The following is a 19,785-nucleotide window of genomic DNA, read 5'->3' on the forward strand; positions in this document are numbered from 1 at the left end:
GAGTTAGAAGAAATTCTGTTTGAGCGTTGTCAAGTTCTTTTAACACAGCAATTTGCAATCAAGGCTATAACCCAGTACCATTGGTGGCCGAAAATTCAGGTTTAATTACTCCGATGCTACCGGATTTGAGATCATAGGTAGCTCGGTAGTTTCTTTCTAGTTCATCTATACTTAGGTGTTCTTGGATACTTAAGCGTCTTGGCATAATGGCGATCGCTCCAGGGAATTATTTTTCTCCTCTTCAATTATACACAAACGATGCTACCGGACATGATATTACGCATGGACATTAAATCAAGTGAGGGCGAATACCATTTGCTAACGCAGAGCTGCCACTAACGCTCCTACATATGGCGTTTTCAAGGTGAATTTCCGTAAGTCCTGTTTATCTAATTTTGATGATGGCAATACACAATTTGACTGAGAGACGCAAACAAAATACCCAATAGAACGGCTAACCGAACTACTGGGCTTTTATCAGGATTCTAAATTATTCAAATACCTCGCACTATTTAATCGCAGGCGCACGCATCAACAACTCAGACTCATTCTTCAATGCCACTTCCCCAGTAGGGTGTGTTAGCGTTTGCGCAGCATTCCGTAGGAAAGCGTAACTGAGCGAAACATTTATTTGGGACAAGCGGTGCGTTACATTTCATTAACGCACCCTACTGAACTACAGGTGACCAAGATGGCCGCACTATTTAATCGCAGGCGCACGCATCAACAACTCAGACTCACTCTTCAATGCCACCTCCCCAGATTCAATCAACGTTGGTACAGCATCTCGCAACCGCGCTGTCAACTGTACTGTCGTCGCATCATAAATCTGAGTCACAATCTTGGGATACAAACCAATACCAATAATTGGCACCAACAAACAACCGATAATAAACACCTCACGGGGTTCGGCATCCTTGAGAACTTCATGTTCTACCAACTCCTTATTCTCAGGACCGTATAAAATCTCCCGCAACATTGACAACAGATAAATTGGAGTCAAAATCACTCCCACTGCAGCCAAGAATATTACCAACACCTTGAAAGTTGGATTATAAGCATCACTGGTGGCAAAACCAATAAATATCATCACCTCTGCCACAAATCCACTCATTCCAGGTAATGCTAAAGAAGCCATCGAACAAGTCGTCCACATCGCGAACACTTTCTTCATCTTTTGACCGACACCACCCATTTCATCCAATATTAAAGTATGGGTACGGTCATAAGTAGCTCCCACTAAGAAGAATAAACTCGCCCCGATCAAACCGTGGGAAATCATTTGTAGTACAGCTCCACTCATACCAATATTGGTAAATGAAGCCATACCAATCAACACAAAACCCATGTGAGAAATTGAAGAATAAGCAATTTTCCGCTTCAAATTTCGTTGAGCAAAGGAAGTCAAAGCGGCATAGACAATATTCACAACCCCCAAAATTACCAATATAGGAGCAAACACTGCATGAGCATCAGGTAACATTCCTGCATTCATCCGCAACAGTGCATAACCACCCATTTTTAACAGAATTCCTGCCAGCAACATATGAGCAGGTGCAGTTGCTTCCCCGTGAGCATCAGGCAACCAGGTATGTAATGGGAAAATTGGCAACTTTACAGCATAAGCAATCAAAAACGCTCCATATAACCATAGTTGTAGATTCAGAGCGTAATCTTTCGCAGCGACCGCACTCATATCAAAGGTAACAGTATCGCCATAAAACGCCATGGTTAACGCTGCTATCAAAATAAATAGCGAACCACCTGCGGTATAAAGAATAAACTTAGTTGCTGCATACAACCGCTTTTTACCACCCCAGATGGAAAGAATTAGGTAAACTGGTACTAACTCTAATTCCCAAACTAGGAAAAATAGCAACATATCCTGCACAGCAAACACAGCTATCTGACCGCCGTACATTAACAACATCAAGAAATAAAACAGCTTTGGCTTAAAAGTTACAGGCCACGCTGCCATAATTGCCAGAGTTGTGATGAAACCAGTCAGGATAATTAATGGCATGGATAAACCATCAGCTCCCACTGACCAATTTAAGTCTAATTGTGGCACCCAAGCATAACTTTCTACCAGTTGGAGGTCTGGGTTACTCGTGTCATATCCAGTACAGAAGGCAGTAGTGATAATAGTAAAATCAATTAATCCAACAATTAGGGCGTACCACCGTACTGTTTTGCCGTCTTTATCCGGAATAATCGGAATTAGCAACGATGCAACTACTGGAAATAGGATGATTATAGTTAACCAAGGAAAATTAGCCATAAATATCAAATCTCACTTTTAAAATGTTTGAAGAAGGAAGAAGTAAGAAGGAAGAAGGAAGAAGAAAAAATACTACTCGCAATTCTTAATTTTCTGTTCCCTGTTCCTTCAGGGCTGTTTCATTCTAATTTTTTGCGTTTCTCTCAAAGCCTGACGGGGAGACAGTTATGGGCATTTCTACTTCTTTGGGTGGAAAGCCAACTTTTAATCGTAAATTAAAAGCCTCCATCCCCGCTTCTCCGTGTCTATCGAGGGTGAAACAGCACTGCCTGTTCCCTGTTCCCTCTAAACTCCAGAGAAAACAACCAAACCCAACACCGCTACAAATACAATGAGGGCATAAAACTGAGCGCGACCATTTTCTAAATATTTCAAACCTTCTCCAGTCAGAAGTGTAATAAAACCTGTTAAATTAACAGCTCCATCAACTACTTTGTAGTCTACTTCCAAAACTTGACGTGCTAGACGACGACTACCTTTAACAAATAGAAAGTCATTGAGGTCGTCTAGATACCACTTGTTGAGAGAGAAATTGTAAAGAGGTTTGATTTTTTCAGCGATCGCACTAGGGTCAATTTTACGACTCAAGTACATCAGTGAAGCAAAAGTAATGCCAATTAAAGCGATACCAACAGAGTTACCTGCCATAATCAAAAATTCAGTCAGGTCAAACTCCGCTAGTTCCTCTAGCACCTGTGCCAAAGATTCTCCTGGTGCATAAATAAACTGCTCAAAATAATTAGCAAAAGGCGTTCCTAACAAACCAATAATCATTGAAGGAATCGCTAAAACCATCAACGGTAAAGTCATGCTAATAGGAGACTCATGGGGAGAGTCACTATGATGACCGTGGTCGTGGTCGTGGTCATGGTCATCATGGCCGTGTTCTAATTCTTTCGGGTCCATGGCACCAGGTCCGAAAGCTACTGCTGGGGTCATCTCAACCTTGTCACCTGTAGAGTTTGCAGCCATTAATTGCTGTTTAATCTGCTCATCATTACCCCGGAACTCTCCCTCAAAAGTGGAGAAATACATCCGGAACATATAAAAAGCAGTCATTCCAGCAGTTGCCCAACCGATCAACCATAAAGCGGGGTTTGCTCCAAAAGCACTACCCAGAATTTCATCCTTTGACCAAAAACCAGCAAAAGGAGGGATACCACAAATTGCCAGAGTACCAATTAAAAAGCAAGCAGAGGTAACAGGCATATATTTCCGCAGTCCACCCATTAACCGCATATCTTGCGCCAAAACTGGGTTATGACCGACAACAGCTTCCATACCATGAATAACTGAACCGGAACACAAAAACAACATGGCTTTGAAATAAGCGTGGGTCATTAGGTGAAATAGTCCGGCGCTATAAGCTCCCACACCCATTGCCATGACCATATATCCCAATTGGGAAATAGTGGAATAGGCAAGACCTTTTTTAATGTCATTTTGAGTAATGGCGATCGTTGCTCCTAGAAAAGCCGTGAAAGCTCCTGTCCAAGCAATAATGTTCATTACTATTGGCAGATGTTCAAATACTGGATACATCCGCGCAACTAGGAAAACTCCAGCAGCTACCATTGTCGCAGCATGGATTAAAGCAGAAATTGGTGTAGGACCTTCCATGGCATCTGGTAGCCAGACGTGCAATGGGAATTGAGCCGACTTGGCCGCAGGTCCTAAAAAGACTAAAACACCAAACAGAGTAGCTAAACCAGCACTCAGAGCGCCTGTTTCTACCAGTTGTTCTAGGCGAACGCCCATTACCTCAAATTCAAAGCTACCAGTCGCCCAGTAAATTCCGAGCATCCCTAGTAGCAGACCAAAGTCACCGACGCGGTTGGTAACGAAAGCTTTTTGACAAGCATCTGCTGCTGCTTTCCGGTCGTACCAGAAACCTATTAGTAGGTAGGAAGATACACCCACGAGTTCCCAAAAGATATAGACCTGGACCAGGTTTGGAGAGACCACTAGACCTAACATTGAGGAGCTAAATAAGCTCAGATAGGCATAAAAGCGTACATAACCTGCGTCGTGAGCCATGTAACCATCTGTATAGACCATTACCAAAAAGGCAACAGTAGTTACAATGACTAACATTAGGGCAGTCAGATGGTCGATGGTATAGCCCATACTGAGTTTAAAGTCACCTGCTGCTGCCCACTCAAACATTTGAGTATAGGTTTCATGGCCATTAATTTGACTCCAGAGGATGCCAAAGGAGAGAACCATTGCAGTTCCTAACAGGGAGACAATGAATATTGCAGATCCCCGTCGCAAATTACTTGTGGCTTGACTATAGGATATTAGTCCCAGGCCGACTACCATTGCTCCAAGTAGGGGCAATAGTGGAATCAGCCAGGCATATTGATAAAGTGCTTCCATAGTTTATGGTTACTTTATAATTCTTAATTAAGTAGACAAAACTAATAAGCATTCTTACACAGACTTTCCTGGGATCAAAACTAAAGATCAATTTTTTTAATGGTTATCCAGGTATAAAAGTCAAAAGTCAAAATTAAATAGTCAAAAGGTTATATACTGTAGAGTTAAATTTTGGAAATCTTTTAAATAGCACTTTTTTTGAGGAAAGTCAAAAAAACTGACCATGAATTTGATTTTGATGAATATTCACACAATTTCCTCATTCAAGACTTTAATTAGTAGTCTATACAAAGTGGAAATTTTAATTTTTTTTTCAGTATAATTGCTTAAGCCATTCTACCTGTGAAAGCTAGTGTTTAATTGTGAAGTTCTCTCCCGTTAAATCAAAGATTATAACGGGAGCTTCTCAAACAAAGAAGTTTCTTGCGAGTGCTGGCGCAACGCTACGCGAACACAGGCTGATTAATCTCATAGCTTCCACAAGCATACAAGATGATACCCACCTCGTTTAACGCTTTATTTAATATGTTAATTGCTGCATTCTCGTCCCGATCCAAAACTGTTTGACATTTAGGGCAAGAATGAGTTCTAACTGATAAAGTTTTAGGTACTTTTTGGCCACAATTACTGCAATGAGTGTGATGTATTGTGAGGGTTAACTTTTATTACATGAACACCGCGAACTGCCGCTACTGCATTCAATTTTTCAATAAAAGTACCCCAGGCTACATCATAAATTGATTTTGAGAGTTTAGTGTTTTTAGCTAAACCTTTAATATTCAGGTCTTCTACAGCAATTAAATCATATTCTTTAACTAATTTATGAGCAGTTTTGTAATGGAAATCTTCTCTTTGTCTAGCAATATGTTGATGTAATCTAGCTATTCTATTTTGTGCTACCCTCCAGTTGTTTGACCCAATTTCTTTTCTAGCTATTTTTCTTTGCTTTCTTGCTAAATTAGATTGAGATTTTCTATAAAAATTAGGAACAGAAACAGTCTCACCAGTATTAGTAGTCAAAAACTATTTTAACCCTACATCAATACCTACAGCAGTTTTGATATTTTCTGTATAAATTAAACTAGGAACTGACTTATCTTCTAAACTGAAACTTACATAATAACCATCAGCGTCTTGAGTGCGTCTTACATTCTGGGGTTTCCCCAGAATTACGCACTCGCTTTTTTGGTTATAGTTGCAGTTTTGATCGTAAACTCATCTGGTATAGGTCTATGGACTATCACTCGAATAGCACCAAACCTCGTACTAATTATTTGTTTTCCATCAAATTTTATTGCTGCTTTAGGATGATTAACTCTACTAAAACAGAATGACCGTAACTTTCCTGATTTTTTAAATCTAGGTCGTCCTCCACGTTTACCAGCTTTACCAGGTATTAGCCAACGTTTCCAAGCTTTATCTAGTCTTTGTAGGTTAATTTGTTGAACTTCGTATGGATATTTCTTTGTAGTCAGGAAATAACTGTTTTGTCTGTAAGAGTGCTGATTGCTGGAAATAATAATCTGGTCTACTGGAAATCTCGCCAATAGGGCATGAAATTAATGAACAACGGTCAACTGGACATCTAGTTCTATTTAACCAGTCTAGTCTTTGACTATCACGCATAATTGTAATGCCTCCGCAACAGTTCTAGCCAATAATCAATTTTGACTGACTGTTCAGGAGTAGGCTGAATTTTGTAGCAATGAGTAATTATCATAATTTTTATACTACTCTTTAGTGCTATATTTGAACATCAATCGATACTTTTTTAATTTGCTCTCGGCAATTCCCCTGCCGTTAAATCGCAGATGATAACGGGAGACCCCGAGACCGTATCAAGTTGGATTAAACATATTACTTTTAATATCATGTCCAGTAGCATCGGAGCGTGTATAGAATTAAGTTTCAATTGAAAGAAACCCTTTCCTACGGAATGCTACGCAAACAGCATAGGAGCTCCCGCTGCCCTCTGCCTTCCTTCCACCAAAGTATAAGTATTCAAGCGGACATGATATAACTTGATGTTGTGATAAGTCCCCCATCATAGTGGAGTCTTGGTGTTGGTATTAATCACAATCAATATATAGCACTACGTCTTTTGGCATTTGACAATAAACTTTAAACTTTGGTGGGAATAGTGAACAGAGGAATGTCAACAGCGTATTTGCGTAGCGCTATAGTTGTAGGTACATAAAAATATATGCTAAAATTTTATCATTGTTATAGATAAGTGATAAATGTATCAGGCATATAAGTATAGAATATATCCAACATCAGAACAGCAATTGGCTTTAGCAAAGAGCTTTGGTTGTTGTAGATGGTTTTGGAACTATTCACTAAATTTATGCCATGAAACCTACAAAAACACTGGAAAAAGTCTCAGTAGAGCTGCTATTCAAAAAATGCTTCCTCAACTTAAAAAAGAGCATGAATGGCTAAAAACAGATACTTATTCTCAGTGTCTCCAAGTAGTAGCATTAAACTTGTCTACAGCTTACAAAAACTTCTTTGATAGACAGGCGAAGTTACCAAAATTTAAGTCTAAAAAAGGTAGACAATCTATTACTTATCCTCAAAATGTAGAATTTCAGGATAACTATATCAAACTACCTAAAATTGGATTAGTTTATTATCGTCGCCATAGAGATTTTTCAGGGGAAATCAAGACTGTAACTGTTTCTGTGAATCCAGATGGTAAATATTTTGTTTCTGTTTTAGTTGAAGATGATCTAGTGAATCCTGAAAAACTAGCAGAAGGAAAAGCAATAGGAATTGATTTAGGATTAACTCATTTTTGTATAACATCAGATGGTTCAAAATATCAAAATCCTAAGAATATTGCTAAATATACTCTTAATCTCAAACGGAAGCAGCAGAAATTAGCTCGTAAACAAAAAGGAAGCAATACACGAAATAAAGCACGCATAAAAATAGCTAGATTACAGGGTAAAATAGCTAGATGCCGCGAAGATTTTCTACACAAGCTATCCCGCGCGGCAGTCGCTACAACGGGGGGAACCCCCGCAACGCGCTGCCTTAAGATAGTAAACGAAAACCAAGTAATTGCAGTAGAAAATCTGGCTATAAAAAAGCGGTGTGACCCGGCGTCGGTGAAAGACGCACCTGGTAGTGCATACCATAATTTAGCTGCATCTATTGGTGATTGTGCTTGGGGAATGTTTGAAACAATGCTTAGTTATAAGGCAGAAAGAGAGGGAAGAATTTATATAGAAGTCGATCGTTTTTTGCCTTATTCACAAACTTGTAATATTTGTTTAAATCAAGTTGGTAGTTTGTCTCTGAATGTGAAAAATTGGACTTGCGAGCATTGTCATACAACCCATAATAGAGAAATTAATGCTGCAATCAATATCAAAAATGAAGCCTTGCGGATATTGCGAGTGCGTAATTTGCCGTTGCACGACAAATGTCAAATGCACTCAAAACAGGAGTTAGGAATTAGCTCTACTGCCAATCTGAGGGAATGTAAGTCACCTGGCAAAACATCAGTTTTGTTAGATGCTATTCCCAGCGAAGATGGAAACCTATCCTATAGCAATAGCTATAGCATTGGGTAGTTCACACTTCTATCCTTTAACCTGGGCAAAATGTTTAGCAAATTTCCCCTGAAAACAGTCCTCATTGTCCCTTTTGTTCTACAAATCTTTGGTGCTGTGGGATTAGTGGGATATTTTTCTTTGATCAATGGGCGACAAACCGTTGATAACCTTGCTAACCAGTTAACCCAAAAAATTAGCAGTGGTATTGAACAGCACGTTTTAGGATATCTAAATAAATCTCATCAAGTTTTAAGAGTAACCAATTATGCCATAGAAAGTGAAAATTTGGATGTTGATGATTTTGCTGGTCTGAGACTTTACTTTTGGCAAGTGGTAAAAGAAAAAGATTTAGAGGATTATGTTTTCTTGGGCAATGAAGAAGGAGAATTTATCGGGGTTGAACGTTTAGAAGATGGAGATATTCTTTTTAAAATTCGTAACATCGCAACTCAACCTATTCGGGAAACTTACTTACTTAATAATGAGGGTAACATCAGCGAATATTTAAAAGGAAAAGCTTACGATCCTCGCGATCGCCAATGGTATAAAGCAGCAAAGCAGTTAGGTGAACCAACCTGGAGTCCAATTTTTGCCTCCTTTTCCCGTGAAAATGCCTCCTTAGACATATCAGCAGTCAGACCTATTTTCAACTCAAGTGGGCAGTTTGTGGGAGTTCTTTCAAATAAAACAACCCTCGTGCAGGTCACAAATTTCCTGAGTAACTTATATATCAGCGCTAGTGGACAGAGTTTTATTATGGAGCGGTCGGGAGATTTAGTAGTTAGTTCTCAAATTCAGACACCATTTATTATTACTGAAGAGGACAAAAAGCGCAAGATCCAACGTCTACCTGCGATCGAAAGTAATAACCCCACAATAAGTGCAACTGTCGAGCAACTGCAACAACATTTTGGTGATTTAAAAAAAATTAATAGCGATCAACAACTTAAATTTCTAATTGATGGAGCTTGGTACTATACCAGAGTCATGCCAATTAAAGATGGTAAAGGTATTGATTGGTTAGTGGTTGTGGTCGTTCCTGAAAATGACTTCATGGCACAAATCAACGCCAACACCAAGACTACTATTTTATTAAGTTTTGGTGCTTTGACTATAGCTATATTGGTAGGAATAGTCACTACTCACTGGGTTACTCAACCGATTTTACAAATTAATTCTGCTGCGAAAAAAATTGCTGAAGGTCAATGGGAAAACACCCTCAATATTCATCGTCGTGACGAAGTAGGTGAACTCGCCAACTCTTTTAATCTGATGGCTAACCAACTCAAAAATTCCTTTGAAACCTTAGAGGCAAAAAATGAACAACTCAAACAACTAGACCGCCTCAAAGACGAATTTTTAGCTAACACCTCTCACGAACTCCGTACCCCACTTAATGGGATTATTGGTATTGGCGAATTTCTTTTAGAAGGAGATAAATCCCAGCTAAATTCACTTACTAGATCTAACTTAAGCATGATAGTTTCTAGTGCTCGTCGTCTATCTAATCTTGTCAACGATATTCTTGACTTCTCTAAAATCAGACACCATACATTAGAATTACAAATTAGAGCTATTAATATTTATGGGGTAGTAGAGACAGTAGTTAGCTTAAATAAATTTGTGGTCAGCAAAAATAAACATCTACAGTTAGTTAATAACATTCCTAAAGACTTACCCCCCGTCCGTGCTGATGAAAATCGTTTACAACAAATTCTCTATAACTTAATTGGCAATGCTATTAAATTTACGGAGTCTGGTCAAGTCGAAATTTGGGCAGAAGTAATTAGTCGCAATTCTAGAAACCCCCATCAGCAAATTCTAGCCCCAGAATACTCCAGTCAAAATATAGAACCATCTCCACAACTGACGATCGCCGTCTCGGATACTGGTATCGGTATTCCTGGCGATCGACTAGACCGCATCTTTAACTCTTTTGAACAAGCAGAAGGTTCCACAGCTAGAAAATATGGGGGTACAGGTTTAGGGTTAGCAGTCACGAAACAATTAGTCGAACTCCATGGTGGTCATATCTGGGTGGAGTCTGAAGTTGGTGTTGGTTCCCGATTTTACTTTACCTTACCAATTTCACAAGAATCTGTAGGAGAAACCCCTATTATTTCCACCGTTAATAGTATTCGTTATTTTGTAGATCTAGTAGAAAAACCTCAAGAAATTACTCCTCTTAAGACTGATATTGCTAATAGTAACTTTCAAATTTTAATTGTTGATGATGAACCTATAAATATTCAAGTTTTAAGTAACTACTTAAAAGCCAATAACTATCAAGTTACTCAAGCATTAAATGGAAAAGAAGCTTTAGCTGCTTTAGATACTAATCAGAATATCGATCTGATTTTGCTAGATGTGATGATGCCTCAGATATCTGGTTATGAAGTCTGCGCTAAAATTAGGGAAAAATATCCTGCCCAAAGTTTACCGATTCTAATGTTAACTGCTAAAAATCAAGTCGCCGATTTAGTTATGGGTTTCCAATTTGGTGCTAATGATTATCTAACTAAACCTTTTGCTAAAGATGAATTATTAGCTCGGATTAAAACTCACATTCAATTATCAAAAATTACTAATTCCTATGAACGTTTTGTCCCTCACGAATATGTAAAATTACTATCAAAAGAAAATATTCTTGATGTGAAATTAGGGGATCGTGTGAGTAAGGAAATGGCAATTTTATTTTCTGATATTCGCTCTTTCACTACTATATCTGAAAACATGACACCTCAAGAAACTTTTGCTTTTGTCAATGGTTATTTACAAGAAGTTTCCCCAGAAATTCGCGACCGGAATGGTTTAATTATTAAGTTTATGGGAGATGGCATTATGGCAGTATTTCCTGATGGCACTGATGATGCTGTGCAAGCTGCTATTGGTAAACTTCGGAAATTACAAGAATATAATCAGATTCAACAAGCAGAAGGTTTACCCCCAATTCAGGTAGGAATTGGCATCCATGTAGGTTTTATCATGGTTGGTATTGTGGGAGAGCCAAATCGAATGTCAGGAGATGCACTTTCCGATCATGTGAATTTGACAGCTCGTTTGGAAAGTTTAACTAAATATTACGGAGTTTCTTTATTAATTTCTGAATCAGCTTTTCAGGGTTTGAAAGATACAGAAAAATATCAAATTAGATTTTTAGACCGTGCATCTGTAAAAGGTAGACATAAAGCTATTAATGTTTATGAAGTTCTAGATGGAGAAATTGATTATGTACGAGAATTAAAATTAAAAACTCAAGCAGATTTTGCATTGGGTATAGAGTTTTATCGTTTAGGAGATTTTGTTACTGCCAAATATTATTTTGAGAAAGTATTAGCCGTTAATTATTCAGATAAAACAGCTCAACTTTATCTAGAAAGAATTGATAAATTAACTGTAACTGGTGTGCCCAAAAACTGGGATGGGGTTTGGGCATTTACTCAGAAGTAAAGGGAGTAGGGAGTAGGGAGTAGGGAGTAGGGGGAGCGGGGGAGTAGGGAAATAATTTTTGGGCTACCCTCCTGCCCAAAATGCGCACCTTTTTGAGCATAAAGAGTTGAAAGCTAGGTATTTTTTCCAGATATAAAAAGGCTAAAACTTTTATCTATAAATGCTTTGAGATTTAATCAGCAAGCCCTAATTAGGGTTTGCGTATGGAAAGTCTTTTAGTAGGGGTAGGAGACAGGATACAGGAAACAGAAGACAGGAGTTAGGGGAATGCGAGGAGGTAGGAGCTAAGTTTTGTCAGAATGATTTTTCTGCCCAAATCTTGACCAAAATCCGCTCATTTTTGAACCATTATATAATGTTCGGTTGAATACTTACACTTTGGAGGAAGGAAGGCAGAAGGCAGAAGGCAGAAGGGAAGAAAAGGTTGAAAGGGATAAATTTTTTTTATAACTGATTATCCGTTAGCGCAGCTCCCCTGCAAGGGGAACATGATATTACCACTTAAAACCTCGCATTTTTTGATACTTAAAAAAGCTAAAACCTTTATCTATAAATGCTTTGAATTTTAATCAGTAAGCCCTAATAATTAATAATTAATTATTAATTATTAATTGTTCCCTATAATTTGTAACATTCTTTTTTTTAAATTAGCAACCAAATTCAAGTTCAGAGATATATTAGAAATAAACCTAAAGCTTTTATGTTATTTAGACCTCTATCTCTCACACTAGGCAAAATGTTTAGTCGATTTCCTCTAAAAACTGTCCTCATTGTCCCTTTTATTCTACAAATTGTTACTGCTGTGGGATTAGTGGGATATTTTTCTTTTACTAATGGACGCCAATCTGTTGAGACTTTGGCGAGTAAGTTAACTTTGGAAATTAGCACTCGTATTCAGCAGCACGTTCTAGATTATCTAGACAAATCCCATCAAGTTCTAAGAATAACCAATGATGCTATTACCAGTGGCAACTTTGATCTCTACGACTTTGGTGCAATACGGCTCTACTTTTGGCAAATTGTCAAAGATCAGGAGTGGGAAACCGACCTTTTTTTTAGTAACGAAGAGGGAGAGTTTATCAACGTTGACATTAATCCTGAAAGTGGAGATATTGTCTTGAGAATTCTGACTACAGCTACTCAACCATTACGAGAAACTTATCTGTTAGATGAGCGTGCTAATATCAGCAAATTATTGAAAATTAGAAAGTATGATCCTCACATTCGCCCCTGGTATCGGGCAGCAGAAAAAATAGGTGAACCTACATGGAGTTCTATTTATCCTAGCTTTTCTGACAAAAACACATCTTTAGATATAGCTGCGGTTAAACCTATTTTTGATTCTGACGATAATTTAATTGGAGTTTTGGGTAATGAAACTCGCTTAACGGAGATGACTCAATTTCTCAACAACTTAAAGATTAGTCCTAATGGCAAAAGCTTTATCATGGAGCACTCTGGAAATCTAATTGCTAGTTCCGAAGATATTGAACCTTTTGTAATTACTAAAATTAATGGGGAACGAAACATAGAACGCTTGCACGCTTTTGACAGCAATAATGTTGTAGTCAGTGCTACGGCAACTCACCTAGAAAAAATGTTTGGTAGTTTAGAAAAAGTTAATCGCAGCAAACAATTTAGTTTTCTTATTAATAAAAAGTGGTACTATGCTAGCGTTATCCCAGTTAAAGACGGACGGGGTATTGATTGGTTAGTGGTGGTTGTGGTTCCCGAAAGTGACTTTATGGAAAAAATAGATGCCAATACCAGAACTACTATTTTATTGAGTATTACGGCTCTAATTATCGCTATCTTAGTTGGGATATTTACTGCATACTGGATTACTAGACCAATATTACAAGTTAATTCTGCTGCGAAAAAAATTGCGGAAGGCAAATGGGAAAATCAACTGGATATTGATCGTGGGGATGAAGTAGGAGAACTTGCTCAGTCATTTAACCGGATGGCAACACAACTCAAAAACTCCTTTGAAACCCTAGAAGCAAAAAACCAAGAACTGAAAAAATTAGACCGCATCAAAGACGAATTTTTAGCCAACACTTCCCATGAACTCCGCACCCCACTGAATGGCATTATTGGTATTGGTGAATTTCTTCTAGGAGAACCAACCCAAAATATTAATACAACCATCACTTCCAACTTAACTATGATTGTATCTAGCGCTCGTCGTCTTTCTACTCTAGTTAATGACATTCTTGACTTTTCCCAAATTAGATACAATAGACTAGAATTACAGATTAAAGCAGTTGATGTTTTTGTGGTTGTAGAAACAGTAGTCACCTTAAATCTATTGATCAGCAAAAATAAAAATCTACAGTTAATCAATGCTATCCCCAAAAATTTACCTCCCGTTAGTGCTGATGAAAACCGTTTACAACAAATTCTCTACAACCTAATTGGCAATGCACTCAAGTTTACTGACTCTGGTAAAGTTGAAATCTCAGCAGCACTAATTACCAATAATTATAACTCCCAAGCATTTCAGGAAATGATAATTACTGTTTCTGATACTGGTATTGGTATTCCCAGTGATAAATTAGAAAGCATTTTTAAATATTTTGAACAAGGAGAAGGTTCCACAGCTAGAAAATACGGTGGTACAGGTTTAGGGTTAGCTGTCACCAAGCAATTAGTTGAACTTCATGGGGGTAAAATTTGGGTACAGTCTCAATTTGGTGTCGGTTCTAGTTTTAGTTTTACTCTACCCATTTCCGAAAAATATGTCGCCGATCCTCTGAATATTTCTGTTTCTAGAGTTAATGATATCGTAGAAACATCCCCAAACATCGAACCCTATGAAAATCATTTAGCAGATGGTGATTTCCATATTTTAGTTGTTGATGATGAACCGATAAATGTGCAAGTTCTAACTAACCATTTGACGGCCAATAAATATCAAATTACTCAAGCATTAAATGGAAAAGAAGCTTTAGATGCTGTAGCCAAACATCAGAATTTTGACCTAATTTTGTTAGACGTAATGATGCCAAATATGTCTGGTTATGAAGTCTGCGCTAAAATTAGAGAAACATATCCTGCGGAGAATTTGCCCATTTTAATGTTAACTGCTAAAAATCAAGTGGCTGATTTGGTTATGGGTTTCCAATTTGGTGCAAATGATTATTTAACTAAACCTTTTGCTAAAGATGAGTTATTAACTCGGATTAAAACTCATATTCAATTATCAAAAATTACTAATTCTTATGAGCGTTTTGTTCCTCACGAATATGTGAAGTTACTCTCAAAAGAAAGTATTATCAATGTTAAATTAGGAGACAGAGTAAGTAAAGAAATGGCAATTTTCTTTTCTGATATTCGCTCTTTTACAACTATATCTGAGCAGATGACTTCTCAAGAAACTTTTGCTTTTGTGAATGGTTATTTACAACAGGTTTGTCCAGAAATTCGCGATCGCAATGGTTTGATTATTAAGTTTATGGGAGATGGGATTATGGCAGTATTCCCGGATAGCGCTGATGATGCCGTTGAAACTGCTATTGCTCAACTTAAGAAATTACAAGAATATAATCAGACCCTAAAAGCAGAAGATTTTCCCCCAATTAAAATTGGTATAGGTATTCATTGGGGTCACATGATGGTAGGTATAGTTGGGGAGAAAGGTCGGATGTCAGGAGATGCACTTTCTGATAATGTGAATTTGACAGCTCGTTTGGAAAGTTTAACTAAATATTACGGAGTTTCTTTATTAATTTCTGAATCAGTTTTTCAGGGTTTGAAAGATCCAGAAAAATATCAAATTAGATTTTTAGACCGTGCATCTGTCAAAGGTAGACATAAAGCTATTAATGTTTATGAAGTTCTAGATGGAGAAATTGATTATGTACGAGAATTAAAATTAAAAACTCAAGCAGATTTTGCATTGGGTGTAGAGTTTTATCGGTTAGGAGATTTTGTTACTGCTAAAGATTATTTTGAGAAAGTATTAGCCGTTAATTCTTCAGATAAAACAGCTCAACTTTATCTAGAAAGAATTGATAAATTAACTGTAACTGGTGTGCCCAAAAACTGGGATGGGGTTTGGGCATTTACTCACAAGTAAAGGGAGTAGGGAGTGGGGAGTGGGTTATTGAGGACACGGAGAGTGGGAGAGGGGGAGAGGGGGAGACACGGAGAGGGGGAGACGCGGAGATGGGGGAACAGACAATGGTTTCGCCATTTTATGCGAAGAAATTTTCTTGAATTTCAGCAGAAAAATTCAGTAAATTGATGCCAATAAGAGCCAATAACTTAGGAGATAAATTGAATATAAAAAGCTCAATTACCCTAAGCTACCTGACTTTTAGCTTTATGAGCGCAAGCCCTAGTTAAGAGAAACGAGGGATTATAGAAAAGATACCCGGAACAATTGTTGATCGTGATTTTTTTGCTATCCCCCCTGGCTTTTATGCTAACTAAGGACAGAAAAATTGAGGGACAATTCTTACTCCTATCTCCTGTCTCCTACTCCTACCAAAAAACTTTATTCAGCAAACCCTAGATTAGCTCGGTAGAGCAATAATTATTAATTATTAATTGTTGCCTATTCCCTATAATTTGTAACATTCTTTTTTTTAAATTGGCATGACCAAATTCAAGTTCAGAGATATATTAAAAATAAACCTAAAGCTTTTATGGTATTTAAACCTCTATCTCTCACACTAGGCAAAATGTTTAGTAAATTTCCTCTTAAAACTGTTCTAATTGTCCCTTTTATTCTGCAAATTGTTAGTGCTGTGGGATTAGTAGGATATTTTTCTTTTACTAATGGACGCCAAACTGTCGATACTCTTGCAAACCAGTTAACTAAAGAAATTAGTTCTCGTATTGAACAGCACGTTTTAAGTTATCTCAACAAGTCTTATCAGGTGCTAAGAGTAACTAATGATGCAATTGAAAGTGACAATTTAGATGTTGACAATTTTCAGGCAATGCGAGCCTATTTTTGGCAAATTATTAAAGAAGGGGATTTGGAAAGTGACCTTTTTTTCGGTAATGAGCAGGGAGAATTTATTGGTGTTGAACTTAATCCTGATAATGGTGAAATTGTCTTCCGGATTCGTACTATAGCTACTGAACCAGTTCGTGAAATTTATCGGTTAGATTCTCGGGGTAATGCGGAAGAGTTTGTGAAAGTAAAAGAGTATGACCCCAGGATTCGCCCCTGGTATCAAGTGGCAAAGAAACTTGGTCAACCCACATGGAGTTCTATTTATGCAGCTTTCTCTCGTGCTAATACATCTTTGGATATATCCGCTGTCAGACCCATTTTTAATTCTACTGGCCAGTTAATCGGGGTTTTAGCAAATCAGACCAGCTTGACCAGGATTACAGAATTTCTCAAAAACTTAAATATTAGTCCCAATGGACAAAGTTTTATTATGGAGCGATCGGGAGATTTAGTTGTTAGCTCTCAGATTTCCCAACCATTCCTCACTATTGAATTTGGTAAAAAGAAAAAAATTAAACGCTTACAAGCTATTGATAGTGATAGCATTACAGTAAGTTCCACGGCCAAACACTTACAAAAAGAGTTCGGTAATTTTGATGAAATTGAGGGTAGCAAACAAATAAATTTTCCGATTGATGGAGAGTGGTATTATGCTAGCATAATGCCAGTTAGGGATGGTAAAGTTATTGATTGGTTAGTAGTAGTAGTTGTTCCCGAAAATGACTTCATGGAAAAAATTAACACCAACACCAAGAACACAATTTTATTCAGTCTTGCTGCTCTGATTGTAGCTATCTTAATAGGAATAGTCACCACTAACTGGATTTCCCAACCTATTTTACAACTTAATTCTGCGGCTAAAGAAATTGCTTAAGGCAAATGGGAAAATCAACTCAATATTCACCGTCGTGATGAAGTAGGCGAACTTGCCAACTCTTTTAATCTCATGGCAGCTCAACTTAAAAATTATTTTGAAACTTTAGAAACACAAAATGAACAACTCAAACAACTAGACCGCCTCAAAGACGAATTTTTAGCTAACACCTCCCACGAACTCCGAACCCCACTTAATGGGATTATTGGTCTTGGTGAATTTATCTTGGAAGGTGGCACTGGAGAGTTAAACCCGATGGCTACTTCCAACTTAAGTATGATAGTTTTTAGCGCTCGTCGTTTATCTAATCTTGTGAACGATATTCTTGACTTTTCTAAGCTCAGACATCATAAATTAGAACTGCAAATTAAACCAGTTGATGTGCGTGGAGTGGTGGAAGTAGTGGTAGCTTTAAGCCAAGTTTCATTAAAAAGGAAAAACCTGGAATTAATCAACAGTGTTCCCAAAAATTTACCTCCAGTTTATGCTGATGAAAATCGTTTGCAACAAATTTTTTATAATTTAATTGGCAATGCTATCAAATTTACTGAATCTGGGGTAATTGAAATGTCAGCTGCATTAGTTAGCGATCTTACTACAAAATCTCAAAATAGCGATCGCTCTTGCCTTGAATGGGAAAGACTGGTAATCGCTATCTCTGATACTGGTATTGGTATTTCTAATGATAAATTAGACCGCATCTTTGAATCTTTTGAGCAAGGTGAAGGTTCTACAGCAAGAAAGTACGGCGGCACAGGTTTAGGGTTAGCAGTCACAAAACAATTAGTTGAACTTCATGGCGGTCAGATTTGGGTTGAGTCTGAAGTGGATATTGGTTCTCGCTTTAGTTTTACCTTACCAATTTCTCAAGAAACTGTAGAAGAAACCTTGAATGCTTCAATAAAAAGTATTCATTATATTGAAGAGCAAGTAGAAATTGAAGAAATAACTCCTCTTGATACTAATATTTACAATAGTAACTTTCATATTTTGATTGTCGATGATGAACCTATAAATATTCAAGTTTTGAATAACCACCTCAAAGCTAATAACTATCAAGTTACTCAAGCATTAAACGGAAAAGAAGCTTTGGCAGTTTTGGAGAAAGAAACGAATATTGACATGATTTTACTAGATGTAATGATGCCTAATATGTCTGGTTATGAAGTCTGCGCTAAAGTTCGGGAAAAATATCCTGCTCAAAGTTTGCCCATCTTGATGTTAACTGCTAAAAATAGAGTAGCTGATTTAGTTATGGGTTTCCGATTTGGTGCCAATGATTATTTGACTAAACCCTTTGCTAAAGATGAATTATTAACTCGGATTAAAACCCATCTTCAATTATCAAAAATCACTAATGCTTACGGACGTTTTGTCCCCCACGAATATGTAAAATTGCTATCAAAAGAAAATATTCTTGATGTCAATTTAGGCGATCGGGTGAGTAAAAAAATGGCTATATTCTTTTCTGATATTCGTTCTTTTACGAGTATATCTGAAAAAATGACTTCTCAAGAAACTTTTGCTTTTGTAAATGGTTACTTACAACAAGTTTGTCCAGAAATTCGCGCTTACAATGGTTTAATTATTAAGTTTATGGGAGATGGTATTATGGCTGTATTTCCTGAAGGCGCTGATGATGCTATACAGTCAGCTATTTCTCAACTTAAGACATTACAGAAATATAATCAGACTCTAAAAGCGATGGGTTTGTTACCGATGAAAATCGGCATTGGTATTCATTGGGGTCATATGATGGTTGGCATCATTGGAGAGGAAACTCGAATGTCAGGAGATGCACTTTCTCATAATGTGAATTTGACTTCACGTTTAGAAGGTTTGACTAAGTATTATGGAGTTTCTTTATTAATTTCTGAGTCAGCTTTTAAGAGTTTAAAATATCCTCAAAAATATCAAATTAGATTTCTAGATAGAGCATCTGTTAAGGGTAGAGATGAACCAATTAATGTTTATGAGGTGCTTGATGGAGAAGTAGATTATGTTCGAGAATTAAAATTAAGAACTCAGGCAGATTTTGAAATAGCTGTAGAGTATTATCGTTTGGGAGATTTGGTTGGTGCTAAGAATTATTTTGAGAAAGTATTAGCAGTTAATTCTTCAGACCAAACATCTCAACTTTATCTAGAAAGAATTGAGGAGTTAACAGCAACTGGTGTGCCGAAAAACTGGGATGGAGCTTGGGCATTTACTCAGAAGTAATATCAGTTTGATAAATATTTGCTACAAATAGGTAGACTATTTATTAGGA

Annotated in this window: 12 protein-coding genes; 5 read left to right on the top strand and 7 right to left on the bottom strand. The window is 37.3% G+C overall.

Features of this window, described 5'->3' with window-relative positions:
- Window positions 1-64 precede the first annotated feature (64 nt).
- From F6K06_RS17850 to F6K06_RS17880, 7 genes are all read right to left on the bottom strand, one after another.
- Entirely contained in the window at window positions 65-205 is a 141-nt protein-coding gene (locus F6K06_RS17850; protein WP_287308859.1) for a hypothetical protein, read from the bottom strand.
- 495 nt (window positions 206-700) lie between these two features.
- On the bottom strand, window positions 701-2,281 hold the full coding sequence (locus tag F6K06_RS17855; RefSeq protein ID WP_287242441.1) for an NAD(P)H-quinone oxidoreductase subunit 4: 1,581 nt from the start codon (window positions 2,279-2,281) through the stop codon (window positions 701-703).
- 285 nt (window positions 2,282-2,566) lie between these two features.
- Entirely contained in the window at window positions 2,567-4,660 is a 2,094-nt protein-coding gene (locus F6K06_RS17860; RefSeq protein WP_287242447.1) for an NAD(P)H-quinone oxidoreductase subunit 5, read from the bottom strand.
- Window positions 4,661-5,103: 443 nt separating this feature from the next.
- Window positions 5,104-5,307, bottom strand: a complete 204-nt coding sequence (locus F6K06_RS17865) for a zinc ribbon domain-containing protein (RefSeq protein ID WP_287242523.1) — start codon at window positions 5,305-5,307, stop codon at window positions 5,104-5,106.
- Window positions 5,285-5,680, bottom strand: a complete 396-nt coding sequence (locus F6K06_RS17870; protein WP_287242448.1) for a transposase — start codon at window positions 5,678-5,680, stop codon at window positions 5,285-5,287. Before F6K06_RS17870 ends, F6K06_RS17865 begins: the two co-directional genes overlap by 23 nt.
- 149 nt (window positions 5,681-5,829) lie before the next feature.
- Window positions 5,830-6,207, bottom strand: a complete 378-nt coding sequence (locus F6K06_RS17875) for a hypothetical protein (protein WP_287242452.1) — start codon at window positions 6,205-6,207, stop codon at window positions 5,830-5,832.
- Between the two features lie 71 nt (window positions 6,208-6,278).
- Entirely contained in the window at window positions 6,279-6,380 is a 102-nt protein-coding gene (locus F6K06_RS17880; RefSeq protein ID WP_287242454.1) for a helix-turn-helix domain-containing protein, read from the bottom strand.
- A 520-nt stretch (window positions 6,381-6,900) separates the two neighbouring features.
- Here F6K06_RS17880 and F6K06_RS17885 point away from each other — a divergent pair.
- The 5 genes from F6K06_RS17885 to F6K06_RS17905 all read left to right on the top strand — a co-directional run bounded on the left by F6K06_RS17885 (window position 6,901) and on the right by F6K06_RS17905 (window position 19,736).
- Complete coding sequence (locus tag F6K06_RS17885; RefSeq protein WP_287242457.1) at window positions 6,901-8,241, top strand: RNA-guided endonuclease TnpB family protein; 1,341 nt, start codon at window positions 6,901-6,903, stop codon at window positions 8,239-8,241.
- A gap of 30 nt (window positions 8,242-8,271) precedes the next feature.
- On the top strand, window positions 8,272-11,673 hold the full coding sequence (locus F6K06_RS17890) for a response regulator (RefSeq protein WP_287242460.1): 3,402 nt from the start codon (window positions 8,272-8,274) through the stop codon (window positions 11,671-11,673).
- A gap of 700 nt (window positions 11,674-12,373) precedes the next feature.
- Window positions 12,374-15,754: a response regulator gene (locus tag F6K06_RS17895; protein ID WP_287308858.1), complete on the top strand. Its 3,381-nt coding sequence runs from the start codon at window positions 12,374-12,376 to the stop codon at window positions 15,752-15,754.
- Between the two features lie 571 nt (window positions 15,755-16,325).
- Complete coding sequence (locus tag F6K06_RS17900) at window positions 16,326-17,516, top strand: cache domain-containing protein (RefSeq protein WP_287242465.1); 1,191 nt, start codon at window positions 16,326-16,328, stop codon at window positions 17,514-17,516.
- Between the two features lie 72 nt (window positions 17,517-17,588).
- Window positions 17,589-19,736 carry a response regulator gene (locus tag F6K06_RS17905; RefSeq protein WP_287242467.1) on the top strand — a complete coding sequence of 716 codons (2,148 nt, stop codon included), beginning with the start codon at window positions 17,589-17,591 and terminating at the stop codon, window positions 19,734-19,736.
- Window positions 19,737-19,785: the final 49 nt, after the last annotated feature.

This window comes from Okeania sp. SIO1H4 (assembly GCF_010672695.1).
GTDB lineage: Bacteria > Cyanobacteriota > Cyanobacteriia > Cyanobacteriales > Microcoleaceae > Okeania > Okeania hirsuta.